Raw genomic sequence first — 15,549 nt, forward strand, 5'->3', positions numbered from 1 at the left:
AATCCTACGCCGAGCCGACGGGCACGAACGCCGGGAGCGGCTCCTCGACGCTCTCCCGCGACTTCGACAGCCAGGTCACCCGGTGCAGCGGGGACGGGCCGACCCGCTCGATCCCCGCCCAGTGCGCGGCGCTGCCGTAGCCCTTGTTGCTGTCCCAGGCGTAGTCGGCGAAGTCGTCGTGGTGGCGCACCATCTGACCGTCCCGGCCCACCTTCGCGAGCACGGAGGCGGCGGAGACGGCGGCGCAGTCGCGGTCGGCCTTCACGCGGGTGACGATCGTCAACTCGGCCGCCCACTCGCCCAGCGCGGGCGTCAGCCAGTCGTGAGCGCCGTCGAGGAGGACGACGGCGGTGGCGAGGTCGACGCCCTGGTCGGCGAGGCGCTCGATGCCCCTCGACGCGGCGCGGCCGAGGCCGGCGATGATCCCGGTCTCGTCGATCTCGTCCGCCGAGGACTCGCCGATCGCCCAGGCGGAGACCCACTTCGCCACCCCCGGCAGGAGCGCCTCGCGGCGGGCGGGAGCGAGCATCTTGGAGTCGCGGAGCCCCTCGGGGAAGCGCCCGCAGCGGCTGCCGATCGACACGACGCCGACCGACACCGGGCCGGCGATCGCGCCGCGGCCGACCTCGTCGCAGCCGATGACCGTCTCGTAGCCCTGCCGGAAGAAGCGCCGCTCCTGCGTCAGCGTCGGCTCGGCGACGACCACCTAGCCCTGCCCGCTCTGCGCGTCGTCCGAGCCCTCCTCGGAGGCCTCGGTGTCGACTCCGCGGAACACCGACGGGTAGTCGTCGAGCCACGCCCACTGCTGCACGGGCCAGGTGACGAGGATCGCGCGGCCCACGACGTTGTCGATCGGCACGAAGCCGCCGCCCGGCTTGTCGGTGTTGTAGCGGGAGTCGGCGGAGTTGTAGCGGTTGTCGCCCATCACCCAGAGCGAGCCCTCGGGCACGACGACGTCGAAGGGGGTGGCCGAGACGGCCTGCACCCCGTCCGGCAGCTTCACGTAGGGCTCGTCGATCGGGTTGCCGTTGATCTCGACCTGGCCGAGCGGTGTGCAGCAGGTCACGTGATCGCCGGGCAGGCCGATGACGCGCTTGATGAGGTGGTCGTTGCTGTCGGGAGCGGTGAGGCCGACGAGCGCGAGGGCGGAGTCGACCGCAGCCTGGAACGGCGGCACGTTGGGCTCGGAGCTCGGCGAGAGCCATCCGCCGGGATCGCGGAAGACGACGACGTCGCCGCGCGAGATCTTCACCACTCCGGGTACGAGCTCGTTCACGAGGATGCGATCGTTCTCGACGAGCGTCTGCTCCATGGAGGAGGAGGGGATGTAGAACGAGCGGATCAGGAAGGTCTTCACGAGGAAGGAGACGAGCACCGCGACCACGAAGATGATCAGCACGTCGCGGAGGAAGAGCAGGACACCCCGGCGCTTGCGCGGGCGCTTCTCGGACGGATCCGCCGAGTGGCGGGCGTGGTCCTCGCCTCCGGGGAGGCGGACCGGGGCCGTGCTGTCTGTCATCGCTCGCCGTCGCCCCTACTGTGCATCACCGGGTGGACTCCCCGGACGGATCGCCCCCGAGAAAGGGAGGAACCCCGGTCCATCATAGGTGGACCGGGGTTCCCGAGAAGTCGTGCGGAAGCCGCTCAGGCGTCGCGCTTCTCCTTGATCTTGGCCTTCTTGCCGCGCAGGTTGCGCAGGTAGTAGAGCTTCGCGCGACGGACGTCACCGCGGGTGACGACCTCGATGTGGTCGATGACCGGCGAGTGCACGGGGAACGTGCGCTCGACGCCGACCTGGAAGCTCACCTTGCGGACGGTGAAGGTCTCGCGGACGCCCTCGTTGGAGCGGCCGATGACGACGCCCTGGAAGACCTGGATGCGCGAGCGGGAGCCCTCGACGATGTTGACGTGGACCTTGACGGTGTCGCCGGCGCGGAAGTCCGGGACATCGCTGCGGAGGGACGCCGCATCGACGGAATCGAGGATGTGCATGCTGTATCGCTCTCCGTGCCCGCCACAGGTCGAACACCGTTTCGTTGATGGAAGTCGGTCGTGCCCACGTCGTCGCGGCTCCCCTGTGGCAGAGCCTGCGCGAGGCACAAGCGCTCATTCTGCCATGCCGCGTCGATACGAGTCAAAGCAGGGTCGTCGGGAGGGCAGAGTCACCTGGAGGACAGGGACGCCCTGAGGCCAGAGCCGCGCAGAGGGCGGATCCGTCGAGAGGGCCGAGCCGTGGAGCAGGGCGGGGCCTCGCAGTGGGACAGCGTCTCGCAGGAGGCCCGAGCCCTCAGAGGACGATGGTCTGCCCGTCCTGCGGGCGCTCCGGGTCGAAGCCCTCGCCGGCGACGGGGCGGTGAGCGCCCTCGGCCTGCACGGACGCCGCCTCCGAGAAGGCGAGGAGAGTGGCCCTCGCGTCGGCGAGGAACCGCCACCCCGAGTGCCAGAAGGCCGCCACTCCGAGGACCACCGAGAGCAGGCCCAGCGCCCAGGCGCCGGGCGGGAAGAAGCCGAAGGCGATCAGGGAGAGGTGCCAGGCGCCGACCACGGCCACGTCGCCCCACGCGGGAGTGCGCGTGGGCCGAACGGTCACCCGGAATGCGACGATCGCGGCCACAGCCGCCAGCGCGACCGCCAGAATGGGGAGGGCGATCACCAGGCCGAGCACGGTCCAGCCGCTCGATTCTCCGAAGACCCCGTAGCCGAGGAGGATCCACAAGGGCAGCACGATCGCCGCCGGGAACTGCCAGGAACCGAATGCCCGTCGCGTGCGCATGCACCGACCGTACCCACCACCGCTGAGCGACGGCTCAGCGGACCCCGAGAGGATCAGGATGATCGAGCTACGCACCCCCGCCGAGATCGAGGAGATGCGTCCCGCCGGCCGCTTCGTCGGCGAAGTACTGAAGGCCACCTCCGCCGCCGCCGCGGTCGGCGTGAACCTGCTGGAGCTCGACCGGCTCGCCCACGACATGATCCGCACGGCCGGCGCCGAGTCCTGCTACATCGACTACCACCCCTCCTTCGGCGCGAGCCCCTTCGGCAAGGTCATCTGCACCTCCGTCAACGACGCGGTGCTGCACGGCCTGCCCTTCGACTACCGGCTGAAGGACGGCGACCTGCTCACCCTCGACTTCGCCGCCTCCGTGAACGGCTGGGTCGCCGACTCGGCCATCAGCGTCGTGGTCGGGACGCCGCGCGAGGAGGACCTCGCCCTCATCGACACCACCACACGCGCGCTCGAGGCCGGCATCGCCGCCGCGCAGCCCGGGAAGAAGATCGGCGACATCTCCGCGGCCATCGCGGCCGTCGCACACGCCGAGGGCCTGTCCATCAACACCGACTTCGGCGGCCACGGCGTCGGCCGCACGATGCACGGCGATCCGCACATCCCCAACGACGGACGCGCCGGCCGCGGCTACCCGCTCCGCCCGGGCCTCGTCGTCGCGATCGAGCCGTGGTTCCTGCAGACGACCGACGAGATCTACACGGACAAGGACGGCTGGACCCTCCGCAGCCGCGACGGCTCGCGCGGCGCCCACATGGAGCACACGATCGCCATCACCGAGACGGGGAACATCGTCCTCTCCGCGCGGGACTGACTAAAGATGGACAGTACCGCTATCGGATAGCGATACTGTCCACGTGCGAATCTCGGAGCTCAGCCGCAGCAGCGGCGTCAGCCTGCCCACGATCAAGTACTACATCCGGGAGGGGCTGCTGCCGCCGGGCGACGCCGCCGGCCCCCAGCGGGCGGAGTACGGGGACGCCCATGTCGCCCGCCTGACGCTGCTCCGGGCGCTCATCGAGAGCGGCGGCGTCGGCATCGCCGGCGCGAAGCGGATCACGGCCGCGCTCGACGCGAGCGTCGGTCCGACGGCGGCCTTCGAGGTGGCGCAGGACGTGGTCTCCGTGAGCGCCGACTCGACCGCGTCCGCCACCGAGGCGTCGACGCGGCGGATCGCCGAGGCCGCGGGCTCCGACCACTGCGGCCACCCTGCCGTCGCGACGGCGGCACGGGCGCTCGACGCGCTCGAGCTCTCCACCGGACCGATGAGCGCCGGCTGGCTCGAGACCTACGCCCGCGCCGCCGCCCTCGTCGCCTCCGCCGACCTCGACGAACTGCAGGCCCGCGAGAGCGTGAGCGAGCAGGCTGCCGTCGCCGCCGTCGGCACCGCGCTCGGAGACGTGGTGCTGCAGTCGCTCCGGCGCGTCGCCCAGGCGCGCGAGACGCAGAGCCGCTTCGGCTCGACGGAGGTGCCCCGATGAGCGCCGCGACCGAGACGCCCGCGCCCACAGCCTCCGCTGCTCCGCACCAGCCGCTCCTGGTGCTCGCTGCCGCGATGGCGGTCGGCGCCCTCCTCTGCGCGATCGCGCTGGTCGTCGATCCCCGCGAGCTCGGCGGGCAGCCGCTCTGGGGCAAGCCGCTGAAGTTCTGCCTCTCGATCGCGCTGTACGCCGTGACGCTCGCCTGGCTGATCGGGCTCGTGCCCCGCCGGCGCCGCCTCGCCCGAGCGCTGGGCACGGTCGCGGCGGTCGGTCTGGCGGTCGAGATGGTCGTGATCGGAGGCGCCGCCCTGGTCGGCGAGCGCAGCCACTTCGACGTCTCCACTCCCCTGCACGCCGCGCTCTGGGCCTCGATGGCCGTCTCGATCGTGGTGGTCTGGCTGGCGACGCTGGTCCTCGCCGCCCTCCTGGCGCGGGTGCCGCTCGGCGACCCTGCGCTGACGCTCGCCGTCCGCGCCGGACTCGTGATCGGGCTCGTCGGGATGGCCCTCGCGTTCCTGATGACGGGGCCCGCGCCCGGCCAGATCAGCGACTACCAGGGCGTCGTCGGTGCGCACGCCGTCGGAGTCGCGGACGGCGGACCCGGCCTCCCCCTCCTGGGCTGGAGCACCACGGGGGGCGATCTGCGCATCCCGCACTTCGTCGGGATGCACGCTCTGCAGGGGCTCCCGCTGCTCGCGCTGCTGCTCGGACGGCTGGCAGCCCGGATCCCCGTCCTGCGCCCCGGATCCACCCGGCTGCGGCTCGTCGCACTGGCCTCGGCGGGCTGGGCGGCCGCGGTCGCCCTCACCTGCTGGCAGGCGCTGCGCGGTCAGGCGCTGACCGCACCGGACGCGCTGACCCTCGCCGTCGCTACTGTGGCCGTGGTTGCCCTCGCCGGAGGGACGATCCTCACCCTCGCACGAACGGAGGCCCGCGCATGAGCCGGCTGCACCGCGGCTGGACGCCGCTCGGGATCGTCTACCTCGTCCTCGCCCTCGCCGGGCTGATCGCGACCTGGACCTGGAACGTGAGGGCTATGCAGGAGGGCGCGGACCTGCTCGCCGGCCTCGCCGCAGGCGGGCCGTGGGTGTCGTCGTTCTCGACCGACCTGCTGGTCGTCGCGATCGCGGCCGTCGCCTTCATGGTGGTGGAGGGCCGCCGGATCGGGATGCGCCGCGTGTGGATCCTGGTGCTGCTCGCGCCGCTGGTCGCCCTCGCGTTCGCGTTCCCCCTCTTCCTCGCCCTCCGCGACCGGCACCTGGCCCTCGCGGCCCGGTGACCGTGCGGCTCGGGGCTAGGGGAGCAGTTCGGGGCGGACGCGGCGCGTGCGCTCGACGCTCTGCTCGTGGCGCCAGGCGGCGATCGCCCCGTGGTTGCCGCTGAGGAGCACCGGAGGGACGTCGAGGCCGCGCCAGGAGGCCGGCTTGGTGTAGCTCGGGTACTCGAGCAGCCCGTCGGAGTGGCTCTCCTCGACCAGGCTCGCCGGATTGCCGACCACGCCCGGGACCAGGCGTCCGACGGCCTCGATCATCGCCATCACGGCGACCTCTCCTCCGTTGAGGACGTAGTCGCCGAGGCTGATCAGCCGGACCCGCGCGCGCTCGGCGGTGTGGTCCACGACGCGCTGGTCGATGCCCTCGTAGCGGCCGCAGCCGAAGACGAGGGTGGACTCCTCCGCGAGCTCGCGGGCGGTCCCCTGGGTGAACAGCTCGCCCGCGGGCGACGGGAAGATCACGACGGGGTCGTCCGCGCCGTCGAGGATCGTGTCGAGCGCCTCGCCCCACGGCTCCGGCCGCATCACCATGCCGGCGCCGCCGCCGTAGGGCGTGTCGTCGACGGTGCGGTGGCGGTCGTGGGTGAAGTCGCGCAGGTCGTGCACGCCGAGCTCGATCAGCCCGCTCTGCCGAGCACGGCCGAGCAGGCTGATGTCGAGCACGCCGAAGAACTCCGGGAAGATCGTGACGATGTCGATCCTCACGACCGGGGCTCCTCCTCGGAGGCGGCGTCGGAGGCGGCCGAGGGCTCGTCGTCGGCGGGCTCCTCGAGAGCGGCGTCCGCGTCAGCGGACGCGTCCGGCTCGTCGGCGTCCGCAGGCGCGCTCAGCGCCGGGTCCGCCAGGTCGACACCGCTGAGGTCGACCGCGGCGGGCTCCTCCTCGGGAGCCTCCTCGAACAGGCCGATCGGAGGCGTGACCGTGACGATCCCGGCCGCGGCGTCGACGGAGGGGACGATCGCGTTCACGAACGGCACCATCACCTCGCCGGAGGGGGTGCCGACGATGAGCAGGTCCTGCGCGGGGAAGTGGTCGACGCGGCGGACGGTGCCGACCTCGACGCCGTCGCGGACGACCTTCATGCCGACCAGCTGGTAGTCGTACCAGGAGTCGTCCTCGCCCGGCTGGGTCTGCACCTCCTCATCGATCCAGAGGATCGCCTTCAGGAGGGTCTCAGCGGCGTTGCGGTCGTCGACGCCTCGGAAGAACGCGACGGGGTGGCTGTTGTACCAGCGCAGCTCGACGAGCTCGAGCTTCTTGCCGTGCCACTCGGAGGTGCGCGGGACCTGCAGCGTGAACGCGGATCCGGGGGTGAAGCGCTTGTCGGGCTCGTCCGTGTAGAGCTCGAGCTTGATGGCGCCCTTGAGCCCGTGGGCCTTGGTGAGTCGGGCGACGCGGAGCTGCGTCGTGCCCGGTCCGGTGACCGACACCTCTACTTGTCGGTGTCGACGACGTCGACGCGCACGCGGCGCCCGTCGGCGAGCGCGGCGACGAGAGTGCGGACGGCCTTGGCTGTGCGACCGGAGCGTCCGATCACGCGGCCGAGGTCCTCGGGGTGCACGCGCACCTCGAGGACCTCTCCGCGCGGGGAGCTCGTGGCCACGACACTGACCTCATCGGGGTTCTCGACGATCCCCTTGACGAGGTGTTCGACGGCGGGAGCGAGCACTGACTACGCCTCGGTGGAGGTCTCGTCGGCGGTGTCCTCGACCGGGGCGGCCTTGGCCGGAGCCTCGGACTTCGGCTTGAGGACGGGCTTCTTCTTCGCGTCGACGACGAACGGAGCCTTGGGCTCCTTCACCTGGACGGTGCTGACGGCGTCGGCGTCGCCCTTGAAGCGACCCCAGTCGCCGGTCAGCTTGAGGATCGCGGCGACCTGCTCGGTCGGCTGCGCGCCGACTCCGAGCCAGTACTGCGCGCGCTCCGAGTCGACCTGGATGAACGAGGGCTGCTCGGTCGGGTGGTACTTGCCGATCTCCTCGATCACGCGGCCGTCGCGCTTGGTGCGCGAGTCGGCGACGACGATGCGGTAGTAGGGCGCCCGGATCTTGCCGAGGCGCTTCAGACGAATCTTGACAGCCACAATTCTCCTGTGTGGTCGTTGACCGGTGTCCGGTCGATGATGGATGAACTGAGCCGTGAGCGTGGGGGCACACCCGGCGGAAGCTCGAGGGGGTTTCGTCGGCGGTGAGTAGAGGGTCGACCGCCTCGGACCCGACGGATCATTCTGCCAGAAAAACCGCCCCGGTGCGGGCCCGGCACGCCGCCGCCCAGCGGCACCCTCGCGGGAGCGGGCCTCGCGGGACCGGGAAGGCCTCCGCCGGGGCTCGGCGTCCGCCCCGGCCGCAGGTGGCAGGATGGCGAGGCGCGTCCCGATCGGCGGACGCCCGGATCCGATGAGGACCACGCCATGGAGATCAGCTTCGCCGCATCAGACCGCTCCACGCTCGGGATCGAGTGGGAGGTCGCGATCGTCGACCGGCAGACGGGCGATCTCGCCAACGTCGCCGATGTGGTGCTGGAGGCGCTCCGCAGCGACGACGGCGCCCCGCACCCGCACATCACCGGCGAGCTCCTGCGCAACACGGTCGAGCTGGTCTCCGGCGTGCACACCTCCGTCCGCGACGCGGTCGCCGACCTGCAGGATCAGCTGCGGCAGGTGCGCGAGATCACCGACCCCATGGGACTCGACCTCGTGTGCTCGGGCACGCACCCGTTCGCGCAGTGGTTCGACCAGGCCATCACGGACAAGGAGCGGTACCACCGCCTCATCGACCGGACCCAGTGGTGGGGCCGGAACATGATGATCTGGGGCATCCACGTGCACGTCGGCATCGAGCACCGCGACAAGGTGCTGCCGATCCTCAACTCCCTGCTCGACTACTACCCGCACCTGCAGGCGCTCTCGGCGTCGAGCCCGTTCTGGGGCGGAGTCGACACGGGCTACGCCTCGAACCGCGCGCTGATGTTCCAGCAGCTGCCGACGGCGGGCCTGCCTCCGCAGTTCGGTGCCTGGGCGAACTACGAGGAGTACGTCGACGACATGATGCGCACCGGCGTCATCGACGACCACACGGAGGTCCGCTGGGACATCCGCCCCTCGCCGCAGTGGGGCACGCTCGAGATGCGCGCGTGCGACGGCCTCTCCTCCGCGGAGGAGATCGGAGCGGTCGCCGCGCTGATCCAGTGCCTCGTCGAGCACCTCTCGTCGCGGCTGGACGCGGGCGAGGACCTGCCGACGATGCAGCCCTGGTACGTGCGCGAGAACAAGTGGCGCGCGGCGCGCTACGGACTCGACGCCGAGATCATCCTCGACGCCGCTGGAGCGGAGCGGCTGGTCACCGACGACATCCGCGACCTGCTCGTCACCCTCGCACCGGTCGCCGAGCGTCTCGACTGCGTGAAGGAGCTCGGCGACGTCGAGCTGATCCTGGTCGCGGGAGCGAGCTACCAGCGCCAGCTGCGGACGGCGGCGGCGAACGACGGCGACCTGAAGGCGGTGGTCCGGGCGCTCGCGGGCGAGCTGCGCGACGGGCTCCGGGATCCCCGCTCATGACGCGTCCCGTCCTCCTCGCCGCAGCCGCGATCGGCGCGCTGGCCCTCGGCCTCGCCGGCTGCTCGTCCTCGACGACGACCGGCCCGGCGACCGCGTCCCCCGCCGGCACCGCCACTCCCCTCCCGACCGTCACCGCCGATCCGCTGCCGCTCTCGATCGGCGGCTCTCTCCCCGCCGGCTCCCGGGTGACGATCGTCGGCGACAGCATCGTGCGCGGTCTGACGGTCGACCCGGAGCAGGCCTGGCCCGCACTCGTCGGCGACGACCTCGGCTGGGAGGTCACGAACCTGGGCTGCGACGGCGGCGGCTTCATCGAGCCGGGTGACTGCGGCGTCGCGATCGGCGACCGCGCGGAGGAGATCGCCGACACCCGGCCCGACGCGATCGTGCTGATCGCCAGCAGCAACGACCTGGGCTGGGATCCGGAGGACGTGGACGCCGCGATCGGGCCGGCGGTGGACGCGATCGTGTCCGCCTCGCCCTCGGCCCGGCTCATCGCGCTCGACTCGGTCTGGGGCCCCGACCCGCGCCCCTCCGATCTCGACGAGTACGACGCGGCGCTGGTCGAGGCCGTGACTGCCGCCGGCGGCGGTGCGCTCGAGTACCCGGACCCCCTCCGCGAGGACGGGCTGCTCGGCGAGGACGGCGTGCATCCCACCGTCGAGGGCCAGCGCGCCCTGGCCGACGCGTTCGAGGTAGCGGCCGAGAAGTCCGGCCTCGCCCGGGCGGTGCCGACGGGACAGAAGGCGACGGACGCGCCGGCGGCCTGACTCCGACGCGGGGCGCCGTCGTGACGGCGCCCCGACGAGTCAGCGCGCGGTGCTGTTCCGGCCGTCGCGCCAGCCGAGCAGGTCGCGCACGGGCGCGAGGTCGATGTCCGGACCGGTGATGCCGAGCGTGAACAGGCGGGCGCCCAGGTCGTACTGCTGGTCGAGCACGTCGAAGGAGGCGTCGCCGACACCGCCGCGCACGCTCGCGCCGGTCGAGATCTCGATCGCGGCCGGGTCGCGGTCGACGCGGCCGCACCACTCCGAGAGCACGCCGAGCTTGCGCTCGAGCGTCGGGACGTCCGAGAAGCTGTGCCAGATGTCGGCGTGCTCGGCGACGATCCGCAGCGTCTTCTTCTCGCCGCCGCCGCCGATCATCACCGGGATGTCGCGGGTGGGCGCCGGGTTGAGCATCGACCACCGGCTGCGGATGCGCGGCATCGCCTCGGAGAGCTCGTCGAGGCGGGAGCCGGGAGTGCCGAACTCGTAGCCGTACTCCTCGTAGTCGCGCTCGAACCAGCCCGAGCCGATGCCGAAGATCAGACGGCCCTCGGCGCCCTTGGCGCTGATGTGGTCGACCGTGCGCGCCATGTCGGCGAGGAGGTCGGGGTTCCGGTAGCTGTTGCAGGTGACCAGCGGGCCGAACTCGATGCGGCTGGTCTGCTCGGCCCAGGCCGCGAGCATGCTCCAGCCCTCGAAGTGCAGGCCGTTCGGCTCTCCCGAGAGCGGGAAGAAGTGGTCCCAGTTGAAGGCGATGTCGACGCCGAGGTCCTCGAGCTCGGCGAGCGTGTCGCGGATGACCTCGTAGGGGACGTGCTGCGGTGCGATCTGGACGCCGATGCGGACGGGGCGCGCGTGTGCGGTTGTCATGCCCTCACGCTAGCGAGCGGTGCGCCTCACGGGGATCCCCGCTGCGGCCCCCGGAGGGACGGCGCGCTACTCCCTCGCCGGGCCCGGCGACGCCGAGGGCGCCTCGTCGCTCGTGGAGCGGGCGAGCTTGACGACGGTGGCCCCCTCGTCGTCGAACAGGCGGAGCCGTCCGCCGTCGATCGAGGCCATCACCGCCTCCGAGAAGATCATCGGCAGTGCGACGCCGTCGCAGGCGATCAGCGTGCTCGGCCCGGCCGACACGGTGAGGGCGCCCTCCTGGTCGATCGACCACTCGCCCTGCGCGCCGTTGCAGCCGTCGGAGCCCGTCCAGGTCCCGTCCTCCGCGATCAGGAGGAACGGCACGTCGGGCGCGTCGTAGGAGACGCCCGTCACCCAGCGGCCGACCAGGTCCTCCGGGGAGGGCGCCGTCATCGCGTCGACCCCGGAGCCCTCGGCGCAGCCGGTGAGCCCGAGCACGGCCGCGAGGACGACGACCCCGCCCGCGCGTCCGGCCGCGACCCGCCTCATCGCCCGAGGAGCTTCTGCAGCTGCTCGAGCTCCTCCGGCGTGGGCTGGGCGCGCTTGCCGGCGCCGCCGCCCAGGCCGAAGCCGGAGCCGCCCGCATCGCCCGGGCGGGGCCCGGAGGTGATCGCCGCGTTCTCGGCCGCGCGCTTCGCGGGGTTGCCGGACTTGCTGCTCTTCTTCTTCTGCGGCTTCGGGCGGCCCTGGTAGCCGGCGCCGGGCACCGGGCCCATCCCGGGGACCGAGGGCATGCCGCCCTTGGCGACCGTCTTCATCATCTTGGCGGCCTGCTCGAAGCGCTGGACGAGCTGGTTGACGTCCGTGACCGTCATGCCGGAGCCGCGGGCGATGCGCAGGCGACGCGAGCCGTTGAGCAGCTTCGGGTTGACCCGCTCCGCCTTCGTCATCGACTGGATGATCGCCTCGGTGCGCACGATCTCGCGCTCGTCGAACTGGTCGAGCTGCTCTCGCATGCCCTTCGCGCCGGGCAGCATGCCGATCATCTTCTTGATCGAGCCCATGTTGCGCAGCTGCTGCATCTGGCCGAGGAAGTCGTCGAGGGTGAACGTGTCCCCCATGATCTTCTCGGCGATCTTGCGCGCCTCGTCCTCGTCGAACGCGGACTGGGCCTGCTCGATGAGGGTCAGCACGTCGCCGAGGTCGAGGATGCGGCTCGCCATGCGGTCGGGGTGGAACTGCTCGAAGTCGTCGAGCGACTCGCCCGTGGAGGCGAAGAGGATCGGGCGGCCGGTGAGCGAGGCGACCGAGAGCGCCGCGCCTCCGCGGGCGTCGCCGTCGAGCTTGGAGAGGACGACGCCGGTGAAGTCGACTCCCTCCTGGAAGGCCTTGGCGGTCGCGACCGCGTCCTGGCCGATCATCGCGTCGATGACGAACAGGACCTCGTCGGGGTTCGTGACGCGGCGGATGTCGGCGGCCTGCTTCATCATGTCGGCGTCGACGCCGAGGCGTCCGGCCGTGTCGATGATGACCGTGTCGTACTGCTTGTCGGTCGCGAAGCGGATCGCGTTCTGAGCGACCTTGACCGGGTTGCCGACGCCGTTGCCCGGCTCCGGCGCGTAGACCGCGACTCCGGCCTGCTCGCCGACGACCTGCAGCTGCTGCACGGCGTTGGGGCGCTGGAGGTCGGCCGCGACGAGCAGCGGGGTGTGGCCGTCCTTGCCGAGGTACTTGCCGAGCTTGCCCGCGAGGGTCGTCTTGCCCGCGCCCTGGAGGCCGGCGAGCATGATGACGGTCGGCGGGCGCTTGGCGAACTCGAGCCGGCGCGACTGCCCGCCGAGGATCGCGACGAGCTCCTCGTTGACGATCTGGACGACCTGCTGGGCCGGGTTGAGCGCCTTGTTGACCTCGTCGCCGAGGGCGCGCTCGCGCACCTTGCCGGTGAACTCCTTCACGACCTCCAGCGCGACGTCGGCGTCGAGGAGGGCCCGCCGGATCTCGCGGACGGTGCCGTCGACGTCCGACGCGGAGAGCTTGCCCTTCGTGCGGAGGTTCTTGAAGGTCTCGACGAGTCGATCGGAGAGGGTGCCGAAAGTAGCCATGATGCCCGGAATTCTACCGGAGGCCCGGAGGGTCGGCGGGCGGGGCCGCCGATCGGCTCGCGATCGGCGCGATCACCGCGGAGCGGATTAACTGGTCCGGGTCCAAGAACAGGGTTAGGGTGGCCCGGTGATCGAGACACTGGTGGCGGGCGACTCCGCGGATCCCCTGGACTACGCCGACGGCTGGGAGCTGCAGCGCCGCCTGCACGCCGAGGTGGTGGCGGGCTCGAGGCCGGACACCCTCGTGCTCTGCGAGCACTCCTCCGTCTACACCGCAGGCAAGCGCACCGAGGCGCACGAGCGCCCGGTCGACGGCTCGCCCGTGGTCGACGTCGACCGCGGAGGGCGGATCACCTGGCACGGCCCGGGGCAGCTCGTCGGCTACCCGATCGTGCGGCTCGGCGAGCCCGTCGACGTGGTCGCCTACGTCCGCTCGCTGGAGGGCGTGCTGATCGCCGCTCTCGACGACCTGGGCGTGCAGGGGCGGCGCGTCGACGGGCGCTCGGGAGTGTGGATCCCGAGGGACGGCGGCGCCGACAAGATCGCCGCGATCGGCATCCGCGTCGCCTCGGGCGTGACGATGCACGGATTCGCCCTCAACGTCTCGAACAGCCTCGAGCCCTACGCCCGCATCGTCGCCTGCGGCATCGCCGACGCCGGAGTGACCACGCTCGAGCGCGAGCGCGGCGAGGCTCCGCCCATGGAGGCGGTGCGGGCGCGGGTGGCGGCGCGCTTCTCGGAGGCGGCCCCCGCCTTCTCCGCCCGCATCGAGGAGGTCGCCGCGTGAGCGCCGAGGCCGGCGGCCGCAAGCTCCTGCGGCTGGAGATCCGCAACGCCGAGACGCCGATCGAGCGCAAGCCCGAGTGGATCCGAACGAAGGCCTCGATGGGCCCGGAGTACCGGCAGCTGCAGTCGCTGGTGAAGAGCGAGGAGCTGCACACCGTCTGCCAGGAGGCGGGCTGCCCCAACATCTTCGAGTGCTGGGAGGACCGAGAGGCGACCTTCCTCATCGGGGGCGCCCAGTGCACCCGCCGCTGCGACTTCTGCCAGATCGACACCGGGAAGCCCGCGGACTACGACGCGGACGAGCCCCGGCGCGTCGGCGAGTCCGTGGCGCGGATGAACCTCCGCTACGCGACCGTCACCGGAGTCGCCCGCGACGACCTGCCCGACGAGGGCTCCTGGCTCTACGCCGAGACCATCCGCCAGATCCACGCCCAGGCTCCGGGCACGGGGGTCGAGATCCTGGTCCCGGACTTCACCGGCCGCGCCGAGCACCTGCAGCGGGTGTTCGACGCGGAGCCGGAGGTGTTCGCCCACAACGTCGAGACGGTGCCGCGGATCTTCAAGCGCATCCGGCCGGCCTTCCGCTACGAGCGCTCGCTCGACGTGCTCACCCAGGGCCGGGAGGCGGGGCTGATCACGAAGTCGAACCTCATCCTCGGCATGGGCGAGGAGCGGGAGGAGATCTCGCAGGCGCTGCAGGACCTCCACGACGCAGGCACCGACATCGTGACCATCACGCAGTACCTCCGCCCGACGCCGCGGCATCTGCCGGTGGACCGCTGGGTGCACCCGGAGGAGTTCGTGGCGATCAAGGAGGAGGCCGAGGACATCGGCTTCCTCGGCGTCCTCGCCGGGCCCCTGGTCCGCTCCTCCTACCGGGCCGGCCGGCTCTGGGCGCGCTCGATGGAGTCGAAGGGGCTGCCGGTCCCGGAGCACCTGCGCCACCTCGCCGACGCGGCACTGGGCTTCTCGCAGGCCGTGTAGCCCGCCACCGGGACGGCGCCGGCGCGTCGTTCCGGGCGGGGCCGCTCAGCTGACGAGCTGCTGGGCGAAGACGTGGGGGGTGAAGCCGGTGAGGTCGCCGATGCCCTCGCCCTGGCCGACGAGCTTGATCGGGATGCCGGTGCGCTCCTGGACCGCGAGGACGAAGCCGCCCTTCGCGGAGCCGTCGAGCTTGGTGATGACCAGGCCGGTGACGCCTGCGTGCTCGATGAACGCCTCGGCCTGGCTCAGCCCGTTCTGACCGGTCGTCGCGTCGAGCACGAGCAGGATCTCGGAGATCGGGGCCTGCTTCTCGATGACGCGCTTGATCTTCGTGAGCTCGTCCATCAGCCCGCCCTTGGTGTGCAGGCGGCCGGCCGTGTCGATGATGACCATCTCGACGCCGGTGTCCTTCGCGAACTGCACGGTCTGGAAGGCGACGGACGCCGGATCCTGGCGCTCCTGCTGAGGGCGGACGATCTGGGCGTCGGCGCGCTGCGCCCAGGTGGCGAGCTGGTCGACCGCCGCCGCGCGGAAGGTGTCGGCCGCGCCGACCACGACGCTCCGGCCGTAGTTGCGGAGGAACTTGGCGAACTTGCCGATGGTCGTGGTCTTGCCGACGCCGTTCACGCCGACCACGAGGATCACGGCGGGGCGCTCGCTGAGCTTGAGGGTCGTGTCGTACTTCGACAGACGCTCCTCGAGGGACTCGCGGAGCATCCGCTGCAGGTCGCGCGGGTCGGTGGTGGAGTAGCGGGCGACCTTGGCGCGGAGGTCGTCGACGATCTCCTCGGTGATGTCGGGGCCGAAGTCGGCGGTGATCAGCGCCGTCTCGAGGTCGTCCCAGGTCTGGTCGTCGATCGTGCGCTTCTCGAACAGTCCGCGCAGTGCGCGGCCGAGCGACCAGGAGGTGCGTTCTGCCATGGGTCCAGGCTACCGGCGGGCGCGCCTCCGAGCGGTCGGGGAGGC

20 protein-coding genes are annotated in these 15,549 nt (G+C 71.7%); 8 read left to right on the forward strand and 12 right to left on the reverse strand.

All coding sequences use genetic code 11. The features are described 5' to 3' along the window. Positions 1 to 4: 4 nt before the first annotated feature. The 4 genes from C5B93_RS08000 to C5B93_RS08015 all read right to left on the reverse strand — a co-directional run bounded on the left by C5B93_RS08000 (position 5) and on the right by C5B93_RS08015 (position 2,773). Positions 5 to 706, reverse strand: a complete 702-nt coding sequence (locus C5B93_RS08000; protein WP_104292189.1) for a ribonuclease HII — start codon at positions 704 to 706, stop codon at positions 5 to 7. Further along, a complete protein-coding gene (gene lepB, locus C5B93_RS08005; RefSeq protein WP_104223903.1) occupies positions 707 to 1,519 on the reverse strand; it encodes a signal peptidase I in 813 nt (270 codons plus the stop codon). 125 nt (positions 1,520 to 1,644) lie between these two features. Continuing rightward, positions 1,645 to 1,992 (reverse strand): 50S ribosomal protein L19, encoded by a 348-nt coding sequence (gene rplS / locus C5B93_RS08010; protein ID WP_104223904.1) that lies wholly within the window; start codon positions 1,990 to 1,992, stop codon positions 1,645 to 1,647. Positions 1,993 to 2,287: 295 nt separating this feature from the next. Beyond that, complete coding sequence (locus tag C5B93_RS08015; protein ID WP_104292190.1) at positions 2,288 to 2,773, reverse strand: hypothetical protein; 486 nt, start codon at positions 2,771 to 2,773, stop codon at positions 2,288 to 2,290. A gap of 58 nt (positions 2,774 to 2,831) precedes the next feature. On the opposite strand from C5B93_RS08015, the gene map reads away from it, so the two are divergent. Genes map through C5B93_RS08035 form a run of 4 tightly spaced genes read left to right on the forward strand, consistent with a single transcriptional unit; the run spans position 2,832 to position 5,545 of the window. After that, positions 2,832 to 3,599, forward strand: coding sequence for a type I methionyl aminopeptidase (gene map, locus C5B93_RS08020; RefSeq protein ID WP_104223906.1), 768 nt, complete (start codon positions 2,832 to 2,834; stop codon positions 3,597 to 3,599). A 43-nt stretch (positions 3,600 to 3,642) separates the two neighbouring features. After that, a complete protein-coding gene (locus tag C5B93_RS08025; RefSeq protein WP_104292191.1) occupies positions 3,643 to 4,266 on the forward strand; it encodes a MerR family transcriptional regulator in 624 nt (207 codons plus the stop codon). Continuing rightward, positions 4,263 to 5,207 carry a hypothetical protein gene (locus C5B93_RS08030; RefSeq protein WP_104292192.1) on the forward strand — a complete coding sequence of 315 codons (945 nt, stop codon included), beginning with the start codon at positions 4,263 to 4,265 and terminating at the stop codon, positions 5,205 to 5,207. Before C5B93_RS08025 ends, C5B93_RS08030 begins: the two co-directional genes overlap by 4 nt. After that, positions 5,204 to 5,545: a DUF2834 domain-containing protein gene (locus tag C5B93_RS08035; RefSeq protein ID WP_104292193.1), complete on the forward strand. Its 342-nt coding sequence runs from the start codon at positions 5,204 to 5,206 to the stop codon at positions 5,543 to 5,545. Before C5B93_RS08030 ends, C5B93_RS08035 begins: the two co-directional genes overlap by 4 nt. Positions 5,546 to 5,560: 15 nt before the next feature. Here C5B93_RS08035 and trmD read toward each other — a convergent pair whose 3' ends face one another. The 4 genes from trmD to rpsP are packed head-to-tail and all read right to left on the reverse strand — an operon-like array spanning position 5,561 to position 7,622. Next, a complete protein-coding gene (gene trmD / locus C5B93_RS08040) occupies positions 5,561 to 6,244 on the reverse strand; it encodes a tRNA (guanosine(37)-N1)-methyltransferase TrmD (protein WP_104292194.1) in 684 nt (227 codons plus the stop codon). Continuing rightward, the gene (rimM, locus tag C5B93_RS08045) at positions 6,241 to 6,969 is read right to left on the reverse strand and encodes a ribosome maturation factor RimM (RefSeq protein WP_104292195.1); all 729 of its coding nucleotides are present in this window, start codon (positions 6,967 to 6,969) and stop codon (positions 6,241 to 6,243) included. The genes trmD and rimM overlap by 4 nt, the downstream gene beginning before the upstream one ends. 2 nt (positions 6,970 to 6,971) lie before the next feature. Further along, entirely contained in the window at positions 6,972 to 7,208 is a 237-nt protein-coding gene (locus tag C5B93_RS08050) for an RNA-binding protein (protein WP_068210678.1), read from the reverse strand. A 3-nt stretch (positions 7,209 to 7,211) separates the two neighbouring features. After that, complete coding sequence (gene rpsP, locus C5B93_RS08055; protein ID WP_104223912.1) at positions 7,212 to 7,622, reverse strand: 30S ribosomal protein S16; 411 nt, start codon at positions 7,620 to 7,622, stop codon at positions 7,212 to 7,214. A 327-nt stretch (positions 7,623 to 7,949) separates the two neighbouring features. On the opposite strand from rpsP, the gene C5B93_RS08060 reads away from it, so the two are divergent. Next, the gene (locus tag C5B93_RS08060) at positions 7,950 to 9,095 is read left to right on the forward strand and encodes a glutamate--cysteine ligase (RefSeq protein WP_104267278.1); all 1,146 of its coding nucleotides are present in this window, start codon (positions 7,950 to 7,952) and stop codon (positions 9,093 to 9,095) included. Continuing rightward, the gene (locus C5B93_RS08065) at positions 9,092 to 9,865 is read left to right on the forward strand and encodes an SGNH/GDSL hydrolase family protein (protein ID WP_104250521.1); all 774 of its coding nucleotides are present in this window, start codon (positions 9,092 to 9,094) and stop codon (positions 9,863 to 9,865) included. The genes C5B93_RS08060 and C5B93_RS08065 overlap by 4 nt, the downstream gene beginning before the upstream one ends. Positions 9,866 to 9,904: 39 nt before the next feature. Here C5B93_RS08065 and C5B93_RS08070 read toward each other — a convergent pair whose 3' ends face one another. The 3 genes from C5B93_RS08070 to ffh form a co-directional block, all read right to left on the reverse strand. After that, the gene (locus C5B93_RS08070; protein WP_104223915.1) at positions 9,905 to 10,732 is read right to left on the reverse strand and encodes an LLM class F420-dependent oxidoreductase; all 828 of its coding nucleotides are present in this window, start codon (positions 10,730 to 10,732) and stop codon (positions 9,905 to 9,907) included. A gap of 66 nt (positions 10,733 to 10,798) precedes the next feature. Then, complete coding sequence (locus C5B93_RS08075) at positions 10,799 to 11,260, reverse strand: META domain-containing protein (RefSeq protein ID WP_104292196.1); 462 nt, start codon at positions 11,258 to 11,260, stop codon at positions 10,799 to 10,801. Further along, the gene (ffh, locus tag C5B93_RS08080) at positions 11,257 to 12,813 is read right to left on the reverse strand and encodes a signal recognition particle protein (RefSeq protein WP_104292197.1); all 1,557 of its coding nucleotides are present in this window, start codon (positions 12,811 to 12,813) and stop codon (positions 11,257 to 11,259) included. The genes C5B93_RS08075 and ffh overlap by 4 nt, the downstream gene beginning before the upstream one ends. Before the next feature lie 127 nt (positions 12,814 to 12,940). On the opposite strand from ffh, the gene lipB reads away from it, so the two are divergent. Together lipB and lipA are read left to right on the forward strand one after the other, a co-directional pair. Further along, a complete protein-coding gene (gene lipB, locus C5B93_RS08085; protein ID WP_104292198.1) occupies positions 12,941 to 13,600 on the forward strand; it encodes a lipoyl(octanoyl) transferase LipB in 660 nt (219 codons plus the stop codon). Further along, positions 13,597 to 14,583 (forward strand): lipoyl synthase, encoded by a 987-nt coding sequence (lipA, locus tag C5B93_RS08090; protein WP_104292199.1) that lies wholly within the window; start codon positions 13,597 to 13,599, stop codon positions 14,581 to 14,583. The genes lipB and lipA overlap by 4 nt, the downstream gene beginning before the upstream one ends. Positions 14,584 to 14,628: 45 nt before the next feature. Here lipA and ftsY read toward each other — a convergent pair whose 3' ends face one another. Continuing rightward, the gene (ftsY, locus tag C5B93_RS08095) at positions 14,629 to 15,504 is read right to left on the reverse strand and encodes a signal recognition particle-docking protein FtsY (RefSeq protein WP_104223920.1); all 876 of its coding nucleotides are present in this window, start codon (positions 15,502 to 15,504) and stop codon (positions 14,629 to 14,631) included. Between the last annotated feature and the right edge of the window lie 45 nt (positions 15,505 to 15,549).

This window comes from Rathayibacter sp. AY1A2, from assembly GCF_002930935.1.
Taxonomy (GTDB): domain Bacteria; phylum Actinomycetota; class Actinomycetes; order Actinomycetales; family Microbacteriaceae; genus Rathayibacter.

Coding starts and splice junctions, on each gene's coding strand:
- rplS (WP_104223904.1), bottom strand. CDS start 1,992: ATGCACATCCTCGATTCCGTCGATGCGGCGTCCCTCCGCAGCGATGTC.
- C5B93_RS08065 (WP_104250521.1), top strand. CDS start 9,092: ATGACGCGTCCCGTCCTCCTCGCCGCAGCCGCGATCGGCGCGCTGGCC.
- C5B93_RS08030 (WP_104292192.1), top strand. CDS start 4,263: ATGAGCGCCGCGACCGAGACGCCCGCGCCCACAGCCTCCGCTGCTCCG.
- C5B93_RS08035 (WP_104292193.1), top strand. CDS start 5,204: ATGAGCCGGCTGCACCGCGGCTGGACGCCGCTCGGGATCGTCTACCTC.
- map (WP_104223906.1), top strand. CDS start 2,832: ATGATCGAGCTACGCACCCCCGCCGAGATCGAGGAGATGCGTCCCGCC.
- ftsY (WP_104223920.1), bottom strand. CDS start 15,504: ATGGCAGAACGCACCTCCTGGTCGCTCGGCCGCGCACTGCGCGGACTG.
- ffh (WP_104292197.1), bottom strand. CDS start 12,813: ATGGCTACTTTCGGCACCCTCTCCGATCGACTCGTCGAGACCTTCAAG.
- lepB (WP_104223903.1), bottom strand. CDS start 1,519: ATGACAGACAGCACGGCCCCGGTCCGCCTCCCCGGAGGCGAGGACCAC.
- C5B93_RS08060 (WP_104267278.1), top strand. CDS start 7,950: ATGGAGATCAGCTTCGCCGCATCAGACCGCTCCACGCTCGGGATCGAG.
- C5B93_RS08070 (WP_104223915.1), bottom strand. CDS start 10,732: ATGACAACCGCACACGCGCGCCCCGTCCGCATCGGCGTCCAGATCGCA.
- C5B93_RS08015 (WP_104292190.1), bottom strand. CDS start 2,773: ATGCGCACGCGACGGGCATTCGGTTCCTGGCAGTTCCCGGCGGCGATC.
- C5B93_RS08075 (WP_104292196.1), bottom strand. CDS start 11,260: ATGAGGCGGGTCGCGGCCGGACGCGCGGGCGGGGTCGTCGTCCTCGCG.